The sequence below is a fragment of the Mesorhizobium sp. P2_F8 genome, from assembly GCF_056403655.1.
The window spans coordinates 43,324-55,297 of sequence record NZ_JBFUFB010000009.1 but is presented as its reverse complement, the minus strand read 5'-3'; the positions used below and the strand labels follow the sequence as shown (position 1 = coordinate 55,297).

The following is an 11,974-nucleotide window of genomic DNA, read 5'->3' as shown; positions in this document are numbered from 1 at the left end:
GACGGGGCAGAAGCAATAGAGGACTCCCATGGCTGAACCCATTCGCAACTATCAGACGCGCGCCGTGCCCGGCGCCGGCGTTGATGCAGGCATCGATCAGGGCCTGCGCGCCTATATGATCAAGGTCTACAATCTGATGGGGCTTGGCCTCCTCATCACCGGTCTTGCCGCCGTCGGCACGATCATGCTGGCCACCACCACCGATCCGGCTTCGGCTGTCGCAACGCTGCCAAGCGGCGAGATGCTGACCTCGTTCGGCTACGCGATCTTCGGCTCGCCGCTGCGTTGGGTGGTGATGCTGGCGCCGCTGGCCGCCGTGCTGTTCCTGTCGTTCCGCGTCCAGTCGATGAGCGTTTCGGCGGCGCAGACGACGTTCTGGGTCTATGCCGGCCTCGTCGGCCTCTCGCTGTCGTCGATCTTCCTGGTCTACACCACGGCCAGCATTTCGCAGACCTTCTTCGCCACCGCCGCGGCCTTCGGCGCGCTGTCGCTCTACGGCTACACGACCAAGCGCGACCTGACCGCCTTCGGCTCGTTCCTGATCATGGGCGTGTTCGGCATCATCATCGCGTCGGTGATCAACATCTTCCTGCACTCGTCGGCGCTTTCCTTCGCCGTCTCGGCGCTTGGCGTGCTGATCTTCTCGGGCCTGACCGCCTATGACACGCAGAAGATCAAGGAGATGTATTTCGAGGGCGACGCTTCGGATGTCGCCGGCCGCAAGGCCATCATGGGCGCGCTGACGCTTTACCTCGACTTCATCAACCTGTTCATGTTCCTGCTGCAGTTCATGGGCGACCGCCGCTAGTAGCAGCGACGCTTGGACCATTGAGTTCCAAAGGGCGGCCTAATGGCCGCCCTTTTCTTTTGTGTCGGGTTTTGCTGTTATTGCGGCAGAATAACGGCGTGCATAAATAATGAGCAGTATCATCATGCGGCCCGCAACGGCGGCTGACCTCGACCGGATCACGGAAATCTATGCCGACGCGGTCAGCCAGGGCACGGCGAGTTATGAGCTGGAGCCGCCCAGCCGCGCCGAGATGGGCGAGCGATTCCACACTTTGATGGCTGGCGGCTTTCCCTATCTGGTGGCGGAAAAGGACGGCGCCGTGCTCGGCTATGCCTATGCCGGCGCTTTCCGGCCGCGCCCGGCCTACCGCTTCATCGTCGAGGATTCGGTCTATGTGGCGCCCGAGGCCAAGGGCCAGGGGGTCGGGCTGTTGCTCATGCAAAGCCTGATCGAGTCCTGCCGGGCGGCGGGCTTCCGTCAGGTCATCGCGGTGATCGGCGACGGGCGGCCGGACAGCGCCTCGGTGCGGCTCCACGAAAAGCTCGGCTTTCGTCATTCGGGACGCCTCGAAGGCTCCGGCTACAAGCACGGGCGCTGGCTGGACACGGTGTTCATGCAGCTCCCGCTGAACGGCGGGGCGCTCGCTCCACCCGATCCCGATTCGCTGCCGGAGCAAAAATTCCGCCAGCAAAAATAAGCGGTTAGGCCTCGACGAGCTTCAGCTTGCTGTCGAAGATTCCAAGCACGCGGCCGAGCTCCTGGCCGCGCTTGAGGATGCGGCCGCCGGCGGCAATGACGGCAAATGCGCCCTGCTTGCGTGCCAGTTTCGGGTCCTTGACGATCTGGAACAGCGGCACTTCGCTGGTGCGGCGGAACACGGAAAACACCGCCCTGTCGGTGAGATGATCGATGGCGTAGTCGCGCCATTCGTTGGCGGCGACCATGCGGCCGTAGAGCCTCAGGATCTGGTCCAGTTCACGCCGGTCGAACCGCACCGGCTGATCGAGGCGGTCGGGTCGCGCCTCGTGCAGCGGGATCAATATTGCGGATGCGTCAACATCCCCCGTCCCGCCGCTGTCGTCAGTCATGCCTCGATCCTTCAAAATGAATCTTTGCCAACCAAAGTTGGCGCGTTCGCAGCTGAATTGCAAGACCCGGCGAAGCAGGGCGGAGGCGCGCTGTTTCTGCAACGTCCAGTCACTTTTATGAAACGCCTTGTTGGAATTGGTGATGCTTCGCCATATTCTCGCCATTTTTTATCCGCGCTCCTGCCCCAATGTCCGACGAGTTTACCCGCGTTGCCTGAGACGGTTCGGTCCGGCACCGGCTCGTAAACCCCAAGCCCCCCGCCCACGGGTCTGCGTCGGATCGAACCAACCTCGGTCTTTCTTCGGAAGGATCGGGTGCGACGATCCCAAAACCTAAATGACCGGCGTCAGAAGCAAGCTGACGTCGGTTTTTTGTTTTTGGGGCGGAGCGCGGGGCAATGCGGCGAGGCAGAGCACGATCGTTGTTCTGTAGCGATCCTTCCCACCCCCTCTGTCCTGCCGGACATCTCCCCCGCAAGGGGGGAGATCGGATTTCACTTCTGCTTTCGCCAATCTCCAATGTCGAACAAGATGGCGAACACGACAAAGCTGTCAATCTCCCTCCTTGCGGGGGAGATGGCCGGCAGGCCAGAGGGGGTGCTGTCCCGCCGACATCAAGGTCCTGTAAAGCTGTGGCGTCAGCGCATCGTTGCCTTGCCCCTGCCCTGCCTCAGGATGACGAAATGACGATCGTCTCGCTATCGGCGAAACGGAACGCGCCAATCGAGATGTGAAAGCTTCAAGGCTTGTGAATGAAGGCGGCGCCGAGAATGGGGCCGGGCAAGCCATCCCTGCCGACCGACTGCAGCAGCACGGCGCAGCCGCCCTTCTTGGAGATCTCGCTCATCGGCAATTCATAGCGCTGCGCCTTGCCGTGCCACATGCCGGCGGTCTGGATGCCCGAGACCGCGTTCCAGTAGGTCAGCTTGCGGCCGGTGTTCTCACCCTGGCCGATCTTGACCGTCTGCGGCGGGTCGAAATAGACGATGACGACATGGGCATCGCTGGGACCGTTTCCGGCATCGCCGGCGTCGATCATCACGCGGTCGCTGGTCCGGCTGACCTTGACGGCGACCCGCATGCCCTGGCCGCTCTTGGCCATCCGCGCCAGCGCGCCATCGACATCGACGCGGCTGGCGCCGTTGACATGGACGCGGCCGTTGATGACGGCCTGCGGCGTGTAGACGGAGCGGCTGCCGAAGGCGCGCATGTAGTCATTTTGCCGCTCAGTGTTCTCCTTGCGGCTCAGCGTGTCCTGCCAGCCGAGATAATCCCAGTAGTCGACATGGTAGGCGAGCGCGACGATGTCTTCCTTGGCGGCCAGTTCGGCGAACAACGCATCGGCCGGCGGACAGGAATTGCAGCCCTGGCTGGTGAACAGCTCGACCACGCCCAGGGGCCTGTCAATCTGAGGTTTGTCGGCCTGCGTCTTGGCGGGCTCGGCGGTTTGGCCGATGCCGGCAGCCGCTGAGAAGGCCAGCGCAAGGGCCGCCAGCCATAATGTTTTACGCGAGGCCATGGTCATTCCGATTCCCGCCGGTGGCGCCGGCTTTATTGTCGTTGCTGGAATATGTGGCAGAAGCGGAAGTCAACGGGAAGTCACGTTGCGGTGAAATTTTTGCCGTTGCAACCGACCGCAGCGGCGCAATAGGAGAAGGGCTCGCAGTTCAGGGTAGAAACCGATTCGGGCGGCAATCACGATGTGGCAAACTCTTTCGGCGCCGATCGATCTCTATTGCGAGCGAACCGGGCCAGAACTCTGGTCCGAGCCAGTCAATGCCCTGACAAACCTTGCCTTCATCGCCGCCGGCCTGTGGGGCGTGCGCGAGGTGCGAAGGCTGCGCACCGGCACTTTCGCCGAGGTGCTGGCCTGGTGGGTGGTGGCAATCGGCATCGGCTCGACGATCTTCCACACCTTCGCCACCAGGGGCACGGTCTGGGCCGATGTGCTGCCGATCGCCGGCTTTACGCTGGCCTATACGCTGTTCAACCTGCGCCGCTTCCTCGGCATGCAATGGGGCAAGGCGATCGCCATCTTCATCGCCTTCTACTTGGTTGCCGGGCTGCTGACGCTGGCGGTGCCGGACTGGCTTCGTCAGGCCTCGAACGGCACGACGGGCTACCTGCCGCCGTTCCTGGCGCTGGCCTTCTTCGGCATACTGGTGGCGGCCAGCGGCAATCGCGCCGGCTGGTACAATCTGGCGGGATCGGCGATCTTCGTCGTGTCCGTCATCTGCCGGATGGTCGACCCGCTGGTCTGCGCCGGCTTCCCGCTCGGCACGCATTTCCTCTGGCACATCCTCAACGGACTGATGCTCGGCGTGCTGCTGGCCGCAGCGGCACGCTTCGGAGCGCCGAAAAATATGGGAGTAAGGGTATATGGTAGTAAGGCAGTAAGGCAGTAGGGGAAATAGGTTAGCCTGTTCTTGCTTGCCCTACCGCCCTACTCCCTTACTACCCTATTCCCTTATTATTATTATGCTGCCAGATCGCGCAGCACGTATTGCAGGATGCCGCCGTTCTTGAAGTAGTCGAGCTCGTCCAGCGTATCGATGCGGCAGATGATCGGCACGTTTTTCACCGTGCCGTCGCCATAGGTGACGTTGGCCGTCATCGTCTGGCGCGGCTTGATGGTGCTCAGCCCGTCGATCTCGACCAGCTCGTCACCCTTCAGGTTGAGCGACGCCCAGGATGTGCCGTCCTCGAAGACGAAGGGAATGACACCCATGCCGACCAGGTTCGAGCGATGGATGCGCTCGAAGGACTGGGCGATGACGGCGCGCACGCCGAGCAGGTTGGTGCCCTTGGCCGCCCAGTCGCGCGACGAGCCGTTGCCGTATTCGACACCGGCGAAGATCACCAGCGGCACGCCTTCCTTCTTGTATCCCATGGCCGCGTCGTAGATCGATTCCTCTTCCTTCGACGGGTAGTGGATGGTGTAGCCGCCTTCCCTGCCATTCTCGCCCAGCATGTGATTGCGGATGCGGATGTTGGCGAAGGTGCCGCGCATCATCACCTCATGGTTGCCGCGACGCGTGCCGTACTGGTTGAAGTCGGCGACGCCGACGCCATGGTCGGTGAGATATTTGCCCGCCGGCGAGGCCGCCTTGATCGAACCGGCCGGTGAGATGTGGTCGGTGGTGATCTTGTCGCCGAACAGGCCGAGCACCCGCGCGCCCTTGATGTCGCCGATCTTGCCGAAACCAGCGGTCATGCCGGCGAAATAGGGCGGGTTCTGCACATAGGTCGAGTTGTCGTCCCAGGTGTAGGTCTGGCCTTCCGGCGCCTCGACGTTCTGCCAGTATTCGTCGCCCTTGAAGACGTCGGCATATTTGCGGGCGAACAGCTCGCGGGTGACGTTCTTCTCGATGAACTCCTGGATCTCGGCCGAGCTCGGCCAGATATCCTTGAGGTAGACCGGATTGCCGTTCTTGTCCTCGCCGAGCGGCTCGGTGGTGAGGTCCTTGGTGACGGTGCCGGCCAGCGCGTGCGCGACGACCAGCGGCGGCGAGGCGAGATAGTTCGCCTGCACGTCGGGCGAGACGCGGCCTTCGAAGTTGCGGTTGCCGGACAGGACCGCGGCGGCGATCAAGCCTTTTTCATTGATGGTTTTCGAGATCGGCGCCGGCAGCGGGCCGGAATTGCCGATGCAGGTGGTGCAGCCGAAGCCGACCAGGTTGAACCCGATCTGGTCGAGCTCCTTCTGCAGTCCTGACTTTTCCAGATATTCTGCGACCACCTGGCTGCCCGGCGCCAGCGAGGTCTTGACCCATGGCTTCTGCTTCAAACCGAGGCGGTTGGCGTTGCGGGCCAGCAAGCCGGCGCCGATCAGCACGCTCGGGTTCGAGGTGTTGGTACAGGAGGTGATGGCGGCGATGACGACATCGCCATGGCCGAGATCGTGGTCGGTGCCGTCGACGGCGTAGCGCTTGTGGATCTCGGCGGCCTTCTTGTATTCGGTCTCCATCGCCTTGGTGAAGCCTTCCGGAATGCCTTCCAGCGCGACGCGGCCTTCGGGCCGCTTGGGGCCGGCCATCGACGGCACGACGGAACCAAGTTCCAACTCGAGCAGATCGGTGAACACGGGGTCGGCCGAGCCGGTGTCGCGCCACAGGCCTTGCGCCTTCGAATAGGCCTCGACCAATGCGATGCGATCCTCGCTGCGGCCGGACATTGTGAGGTAGCGGATGGTTTCGCTGTCGACCGGAAAGAAGCCGCAGGTGGCGCCGTATTCGGGCGCCATGTTGCCGATGGTGGCGCGGTCGGCCAGCGTCATGTTGGAGAGGCCCGGGCCGAAGAACTCGACGAACTTGCCGACGACGCCCTTCTTGCGCAGCATCTGGGTGACGGTGAGCACGAGGTCGGTGGCGGTGACGCCTTCTTTCAGCTTGCCGGTGAGGCGGAAGCCGATAACCTCAGGCAACAGCATGGAGACAGGCTGGCCGAGCATGGCCGCCTCGGCCTCGATGCCGCCGACGCCCCAGCCGAGCACGCCAAGGCCGTTGATCATCGTGGTGTGCGAATCGGTGCCGACGCAGGTGTCGGGATAGGCGGTGGTTTCGCCGTCCTCGGTGTTGGTCCACACCACCTGGCCGAGATATTCGAGGTTGACCTGATGGCAGATGCCGGTGCCGGGCGGCACGACACGGAAGTTGCGGAACGCCTGTTGGCCCCATTTCAGGAACTTGTAGCGCTCTTCGTTGCGCTCGTATTCGAGCTCGACATTGCGGGCGAAGGCCAGCGGCGTGCCGAATTCATCGACGATGACGGAATGGTCGATGACAAGGTCGACGGGAACCAGCGGGTTGATCTTCTGCGGGTCGCCCCCGAGCGAGGCCATGGCGTCGCGCATGGCGGCAAGGTCGACCACCGCCGGAACGCCGGTGAAATCCTGCATCAGCACACGAGCCGGGCGATAGGCGATCTCGACGCCGGCGGTGCCCTTGTCGGTCAGCCAGCCGGCAACCGCCTGGATCGATTCCTTGGTGACGGAGCGGCCGTCCTCGTTGCGCAGCAGGTTCTCCAGCAGCACCTTCATCGAATAGGGCAGCTGGGCAATGCCCGTGAGGCCGTTCTTCTCGGCCTCGATGAGATCGAAATAGACATACTCCGTACCGCTTGCGGTCAGCGTGCGGCGGCAATTGAAACTGTCGAGGGATTTTGACACGTGCGATCCTTGTCTGTTCAGCCTGAAAGGGAACGGACGCCGATGGCATGCAATCACGCGCAAAGGTGCGGGTACGGCCATTTCCGCTGTCCGTTCCCAAGCAACCCGAGCCGTTCAAGGCGGCGCGTGCGCTGGTTCGGCGCTAATTCTGTTCCCGCGCCGACCGCTGGCACGGATGCACCGCATATAGAGAATTTTCTGGAATAGTTCTAGACAGTTGCAAAAGCAAATTTGTGCGATGCGGCAGCTGCCGCGACACATGGTTTTCAGGGCAGGCGAGGGATGCGGCTGATCGCCGAAAATCTGGGCGGCGAACGCGGCGGCGACACGGTGTTTTCCGGCATCGGCTTTGCCCTGGAGGACGGGCAGGCGCTGGTTGTTACCGGGCCCAATGGTGTCGGCAAATCGACCTTGCTGCGGGTCATCGCCGGGTTGCTGCCGGTGGCCGAAGGCTGTGTGCGGATCGAAGGCGTTGTGAAGATCGAAGACGTTGTGGAGATTGAAGACGGGGGCGAGGCATTTCCGTCGATCGCTGCGGCCTGTCATTACCTTGGTCACCAGAACGCCATGAAGCCTGCGCTCAGCGTGGCGGAAAATCTGCGCTTCTGGCGCGACTTCAACGGCGATGGACATGCCGGCGTCGAAGAGGCGCTGGAAACGGTCGGGCTGGGCGGCATCGGCCACCTGCCCTTCGGCTATCTCTCGACCGGGCAACGGCGGCGCGCGGGGATCGCCAAGCTTCTGGTCAGCCACCGTCCGCTGTGGCTGCTTGATGAGCCGACGGCGGGGCTGGACAAGGCTTCGGAGCGGCGATTTGCGCAGTTGATGGGGAAGCATTGTGGGGAGGGTGGGATCATCGTTGCGGCGACGCATTTGCCGCTGGGATTGGATGAGGCGAAGGAATTGAGGATGGGGCAGTGATGTCGGCGTTCCTTCCTGGGCAAAGGCACCTCAAAGCATGCTAGCCCTCTTCCTGCGCGACATCCGTCTCAACATCCGTGCCGGCGGCGGGGCTTTGACTGGGGTCATCTTCTTCCTCGCCGTCATCGCCACCATCCCTTTCGGCGTCGGGCCGGACCTCAAGCTGCTTGCCCGCATCGGACCGGCGATCCTGTGGATTGGCGCGCTGCTCTCTTGCCTGCTTGGCCTTGACCGGCTGTTCCAGGCCGATCGCGAGGACGGCTCGCTCGATCTGCTGGTGCTCGGCAACGACCGCCACATGCTGGCCTTGACGGTGCTGACCAAATGCCTGGCGCATTGGGCGGGCAGCGTGCTGCCGTTGGTCGTCGCCGCTCCCTTGCTCGGCCTGTTCATGAACATGGAGCCGATCAGCATCGGTGCCACGGCGCTGACGCTGCTCGTCGGCACGCCGGCGATCACCTTTATCGGCGCCGCCGGCGCGGCGGTGGCGGTGGCGTTGCCGCGTGGCGGGCTGCTGATCTCGGTGCTGGTGCTGCCGCTGACCATCCCGGTGCTGATCTTCGGCGTTTCGGCGAGCTACGGCGCGACGGCCAATCCCGATCCGTTCCTGCAGCCCTTCCTCATTCTTGCCGCGCTGACCTTGTTTCTTGCGGTGCTGGGCCCGGTCTCGGCGGCGCTGGCGCTTCGTCATGGAACGGATTGAGGTGACATCAAAGGCTGCGGCGCGGCGCCCGATTGCGAAGCCGATGGTGCGGGGATAAGGGAAGGCATGTTCGAATTGGGCGACATGACCGGTTTGGAAAGCGGCACCTTGGCGGGGCCTGACGTATGAGCGCGCACGCCCTCTACGTGACCGCCGCCTATACGATCACCGCCGTGGTGCTGGCCGGGCTGGTCGGCTGGATTCTGCTCGACCAGCGGGCGCGCAAGCGCGAACTCGCTGAACTCGAAGCGTCAGGCGTGCGGCGGCGTTCCGACAAGGGCGCCAAGCCATGAGCATGGAAACGGAAACGCCACCACCCAGTCGCCGCCTATTCGTGCTTTTGCCGCTGTTGATCTTCCTCGGCCTGGCCGGACTGTTCCTGTCGCAGCTGTTGTCGGGGCGCGATGTTTCGGAAGTGCCGTCGGCCCTGATCGGCCTGCCGGCGCCGCAGACGAACCTGCCGGCGCTGGAGGGCATCAATCTGCCCGGGCTCGATACGAAATCCTTCGCTGGCAAGGTGACGCTGGTCAACGTGTTTGCGTCGTGGTGCGCGCCGTGCCGCGAAGAGCACCCGGTGCTGCTGGCGCTGGCGCAGGACAAGCGTTTCGTGATGGCGGCGCTGAACTACAAGGACCAACCGGAAAACGCCCGCCGGTTCCTCGGCGATCTCGGCAATCCGTTCCAGGCGATAGGGGTCGACGAAGCCGGGCGCACGGCGATCGACTGGGGCGTCTACGGCGTGCCGGAAACCTTCGTCATCGGCAAGGACGGAAGGATCGCCTACAAGTATGTCGGGCCGCTGACGGCCGAGGCGGCGCGGATGGTGTTGTTGCCGCAGATCGACAGGGCACTGGCGGCGCATTGATATTCAGGTGTTGCCGGCCTGCAAACGGCGGCTTCCTGAGCTTCGGGTGCTCACGTGCCCAAAAGTACGCTCCGCTCCGGTTCTCGGAACCCACCAATCTCGGCTCGGCCTGATCTGAGTCTCAACGCGCCCGACCGGCGCCGAGCAATAGACCTGAGATCAGCCGTAGATCTGCTTGTGGACCTGGTAAAGCATTTCCGAACGGTCGGCGCGCATGTCGGCCAGATCGCGGCTGGAAAAGCTGTCGATTTCGGCGACGAGGCGGTTGTAGTGCTTGCGCTTGGCAATGCTGGTGCGAGCGCGGGTCATGAGATCGTTGAAGATCATAGCAAGGTTCCTTCTGTGCCGCGTTTCTGGCGGCCGGTTGTTCCTCCCTTGATCGATACGAAGCATGACATAGTAGTGATGCATTGCAAAAAGAAGATGTTGCAATGCACCATTGCACGCAACGCATAGCCGGTTAACTGGCCCTTACCGACAGTTCTGATGAGGTGGCATCGCTTCCTGCCTGCCTTGAGACGTCAAGATACGGTGAAGCCTCATCATCGATCTTGCCAGATCGATTTCCGGCTGGCTTGATCGCGCCTGCAGCGCCGCGTCCTTTCGGATGTGCAAAGAACGCTGTAGCACTTTCATTTTGCGCATGATCCTTTCCGAAATCGGAATCGATTTTTCGGGATCATGCGCCCGACCTAAATGCCGGGAGAAAAAGCATGGCCGCCGCAGATTATTACGAAATTCTTGATCCGCGTTTCGCGCGGCTGTTCAGTTCCAACGCGCAAGTGGAAAAGCTGTTCACTGGATGCCAATGGGCGGAAGGGCCAGCCTGGTTCGCCGCCGGCCGCTACGTCGTCTGGTCGGATATCCCCAACAACCGCATGCTGCGCTACGACGAGACGGACGGCAATGTCAGCGTCTTCCGTCAGCCCTCCGGCAATTCCAACGGCAACACCGTCGACCGGCAGGGCCGGCTGGTGACCTGCGAGCATTCGGGCCGCCGCGTCAGCCGCACCGAGTTCGACGGCTCGGTCACCACCATTGCCACCAAATGGCGCGGCAAGCGGCTGAACTCGCCCAATGATGCGGTGGTCAAGTCGGATGGCTCGATCTGGTTCACCGATCCGAGCTACGGCATCGACACCGACTATGAGGGCGACAAGGCCGAAAGCGAGATCGGCGCCTGCTACGTCTACCGGGTCGACCCCGGCACCGGCGAGGTCGAGGCCGTCATCACCGACATGGTCAGGCCCAACGGGCTTGCCTTCTCGCTCGACGAGAGCAAGCTCTATGTCGCCGACACCGGCCGCACGCATGGCGCGCAGGATCCTGCCCATATACGGGTGTTCAATGTCGGCAAGGGCGGCAAGAAGGTGTCGGGCGAAAAGGTCTTCGCCGACTGCACGGCCGGCCTGTTCGACGGCTTCAGGCTCGATGAGGACGGCCGCATCTGGACCAGTGCCGCCGACGGCATCCACTGCTACGATCCGGATGGGACGCTGATCGGCAAGGTCAAGGTGCCGGAAGTGACGGCCAATTGCGTGTTCGGCGGCAACAAGCGGAATTGCCTCTATATAGCCGGCACCACCTCACTCTACATGGTGCGGCTGATGGTCAACGGCGCCAAAACGTACTGAGCTGCCGTCAACAAAATCGAAGGGGAGGAAATCATGCCATTCGTCAACATCCGCATCGTCAAGGAAGTGATCGCCGCCGATCCGGCGGGCAAGAAGGCGGACATAGCCAAGAAAGTCACGGCCGCCATCATGGACGCCACCGGCCTCAGCAATGACGATGTCTGGGTGGTCTTCGAGGAGGTCAACGCCCGCGATTGGTACGTCGGCAAGACCGATGTGGAGACACTGAGAAGCAAGAAGTAGCCTCAGCGGCTGGCGATGAAGTCCGCGAAAACGGACAGCGCATTGTGCATCGCCAGCCGGTTTTCCGGCTTAGCCAGGATGGTCTCCACCTCCGGTGGCTTCTTGCCGAGCAGGGCGATCTTCAGCACATCTTCGCAAAGCGCAAACGACATCGTGCGCATGATCTCGGTCAGCGCGGCGCGGGCAAACAGCGAACGCGGCGAGGCGTGCACCAGCATTGCAGGCTTCTCGACAGCGGCGTCGCGCGACACCAGCCAGTCGAGGGCGTTCTTCAGCCCGCCCGGCACACCATGGGCATATTCCGGACAGGAGACGATGACGCCGTCGGCTTGAGTGACCGCGTCGATCAGTTCGGATGCCGCGAGCGGCGTCCGCTCGCCCTCATCGTCGGGATTGAAGATCGGCAGACGACCAAGCCGGTAATAGACCGTGACCCGACAGCCGGGCGGAGCATTCCGCGCCAGGGCCGCGACCAGCGCGGAATTGGTGGAGGCCGCCCGCAGGCTGCCGGAAATGGCAAGGAAGTTCAGCAAGGGTTGGGACCGGTCAGGACGAATCGTCGT

At 62.8% G+C, this 11,974-nt stretch carries 14 protein-coding genes; 9 read left to right on the top strand and 5 right to left on the bottom strand.

The window, feature by feature from the left end:
- Positions 1-28: 28 nt before the first annotated feature.
- A complete protein-coding gene (locus AC1DZP_RS22095; protein WP_095083988.1) occupies positions 29-808 on the top strand; it encodes a Bax inhibitor-1/YccA family protein in 780 nt (259 codons plus the stop codon).
- 109 nt (positions 809-917) lie between these two features.
- The gene (locus AC1DZP_RS22090) at positions 918-1,487 is read left to right on the top strand and encodes an N-acetyltransferase family protein (RefSeq protein ID WP_477305373.1); all 570 of its coding nucleotides are present in this window, start codon (positions 918-920) and stop codon (positions 1,485-1,487) included.
- Between the two features lie 4 nt (positions 1,488-1,491).
- Here the strand turns inward: AC1DZP_RS22090 and AC1DZP_RS22085 are convergent, their stop codons facing one another.
- Together AC1DZP_RS22085 and AC1DZP_RS22080 are read right to left on the bottom strand one after the other, a co-directional pair.
- Entirely contained in the window at positions 1,492-1,878 is a 387-nt protein-coding gene (locus AC1DZP_RS22085) for a DUF2794 domain-containing protein (RefSeq protein ID WP_477305371.1), read from the bottom strand.
- Positions 1,879-2,617: 739 nt separating this feature from the next.
- Positions 2,618-3,403, bottom strand: coding sequence for a DUF1223 domain-containing protein (locus AC1DZP_RS22080; protein ID WP_477305369.1), 786 nt, complete (start codon positions 3,401-3,403; stop codon positions 2,618-2,620).
- Positions 3,404-3,578: 175 nt separating this feature from the next.
- On the opposite strand from AC1DZP_RS22080, the gene AC1DZP_RS22075 reads away from it, so the two are divergent.
- Positions 3,579-4,283, top strand: a complete 705-nt coding sequence (locus AC1DZP_RS22075; protein WP_477305367.1) for a ceramidase domain-containing protein — start codon at positions 3,579-3,581, stop codon at positions 4,281-4,283.
- A gap of 71 nt (positions 4,284-4,354) precedes the next feature.
- Here the strand turns inward: AC1DZP_RS22075 and acnA are convergent, their stop codons facing one another.
- Positions 4,355-7,045 carry an aconitate hydratase AcnA gene (acnA, locus tag AC1DZP_RS22070; RefSeq protein ID WP_477305365.1) on the bottom strand — a complete coding sequence of 897 codons (2,691 nt, stop codon included), beginning with the start codon at positions 7,043-7,045 and terminating at the stop codon, positions 4,355-4,357.
- Positions 7,046-7,327: 282 nt separating this feature from the next.
- On the opposite strand from acnA, the gene ccmA reads away from it, so the two are divergent.
- The 4 genes from ccmA to AC1DZP_RS22050 all read left to right on the top strand — a co-directional run bounded on the left by ccmA (position 7,328) and on the right by AC1DZP_RS22050 (position 9,534).
- A complete protein-coding gene (ccmA, locus tag AC1DZP_RS22065; RefSeq protein WP_477305363.1) occupies positions 7,328-7,966 on the top strand; it encodes a heme ABC exporter ATP-binding protein CcmA in 639 nt (212 codons plus the stop codon).
- 37 nt (positions 7,967-8,003) lie between these two features.
- Positions 8,004-8,669, top strand: a complete 666-nt coding sequence (ccmB, locus tag AC1DZP_RS22060; RefSeq protein WP_095083994.1) for a heme exporter protein CcmB — start codon at positions 8,004-8,006, stop codon at positions 8,667-8,669.
- Positions 8,670-8,794: 125 nt separating this feature from the next.
- Positions 8,795-8,962, top strand: coding sequence for a heme exporter protein CcmD (ccmD, locus tag AC1DZP_RS22055; protein ID WP_095083995.1), 168 nt, complete (start codon positions 8,795-8,797; stop codon positions 8,960-8,962).
- Positions 8,959-9,534: a DsbE family thiol:disulfide interchange protein gene (locus tag AC1DZP_RS22050; protein WP_095083996.1), complete on the top strand. Its 576-nt coding sequence runs from the start codon at positions 8,959-8,961 to the stop codon at positions 9,532-9,534. Before ccmD ends, AC1DZP_RS22050 begins: the two co-directional genes overlap by 4 nt.
- Before the next feature lie 159 nt (positions 9,535-9,693).
- Here AC1DZP_RS22050 and AC1DZP_RS22045 read toward each other — a convergent pair whose 3' ends face one another.
- Positions 9,694-9,861, bottom strand: coding sequence for a hypothetical protein (locus tag AC1DZP_RS22045; protein ID WP_095083997.1), 168 nt, complete (start codon positions 9,859-9,861; stop codon positions 9,694-9,696).
- Between the two features lie 386 nt (positions 9,862-10,247).
- Between AC1DZP_RS22045 and AC1DZP_RS22040 the strand changes: the two genes are divergently transcribed.
- The gene (locus AC1DZP_RS22040; protein WP_457152945.1) at positions 10,248-11,168 is read left to right on the top strand and encodes an SMP-30/gluconolactonase/LRE family protein; all 921 of its coding nucleotides are present in this window, start codon (positions 10,248-10,250) and stop codon (positions 11,166-11,168) included.
- 33 nt (positions 11,169-11,201) lie between these two features.
- Complete coding sequence (locus AC1DZP_RS22035) at positions 11,202-11,411, top strand: tautomerase family protein (RefSeq protein ID WP_095083999.1); 210 nt, start codon at positions 11,202-11,204, stop codon at positions 11,409-11,411.
- Positions 11,412-11,413: 2 nt separating this feature from the next.
- Here AC1DZP_RS22035 and AC1DZP_RS22030 read toward each other — a convergent pair whose 3' ends face one another.
- A complete protein-coding gene (locus AC1DZP_RS22030) occupies positions 11,414-11,944 on the bottom strand; it encodes an NADPH-dependent FMN reductase (RefSeq protein WP_477305361.1) in 531 nt (176 codons plus the stop codon).
- Positions 11,945-11,974 lie beyond the last annotated feature (30 nt).

What these genes read in the sequence shown, in the direction of transcription:
- AC1DZP_RS22095 (WP_095083988.1), top strand. Translation starts at nt 29, where the DNA reads ATGGCTGAACCCATTCGCAACTATCAGACGCGCGCCGTGCCCGGCGCC.
- AC1DZP_RS22090 (WP_477305373.1), top strand. Translation starts at nt 918, where the DNA reads ATGAGCAGTATCATCATGCGGCCCGCAACGGCGGCTGACCTCGACCGG.
- AC1DZP_RS22085 (WP_477305371.1), bottom strand. Translation starts at nt 1,878, where the DNA reads ATGACTGACGACAGCGGCGGGACGGGGGATGTTGACGCATCCGCAATA.
- AC1DZP_RS22080 (WP_477305369.1), bottom strand. Translation starts at nt 3,403, where the DNA reads ATGACCATGGCCTCGCGTAAAACATTATGGCTGGCGGCCCTTGCGCTG.
- AC1DZP_RS22075 (WP_477305367.1), top strand. Translation starts at nt 3,579, where the DNA reads ATGTGGCAAACTCTTTCGGCGCCGATCGATCTCTATTGCGAGCGAACC.
- ccmA (WP_477305363.1), top strand. Translation starts at nt 7,328, where the DNA reads ATGCGGCTGATCGCCGAAAATCTGGGCGGCGAACGCGGCGGCGACACG.
- ccmB (WP_095083994.1), top strand. Translation starts at nt 8,004, where the DNA reads ATGCTAGCCCTCTTCCTGCGCGACATCCGTCTCAACATCCGTGCCGGC.
- ccmD (WP_095083995.1), top strand. Translation starts at nt 8,795, where the DNA reads ATGAGCGCGCACGCCCTCTACGTGACCGCCGCCTATACGATCACCGCC.
- AC1DZP_RS22050 (WP_095083996.1), top strand. Translation starts at nt 8,959, where the DNA reads ATGAGCATGGAAACGGAAACGCCACCACCCAGTCGCCGCCTATTCGTG.
- AC1DZP_RS22045 (WP_095083997.1), bottom strand. Translation starts at nt 9,861, where the DNA reads ATGATCTTCAACGATCTCATGACCCGCGCTCGCACCAGCATTGCCAAG.
- AC1DZP_RS22040 (WP_457152945.1), top strand. Translation starts at nt 10,248, where the DNA reads ATGGCCGCCGCAGATTATTACGAAATTCTTGATCCGCGTTTCGCGCGG.
- AC1DZP_RS22035 (WP_095083999.1), top strand. Translation starts at nt 11,202, where the DNA reads ATGCCATTCGTCAACATCCGCATCGTCAAGGAAGTGATCGCCGCCGAT.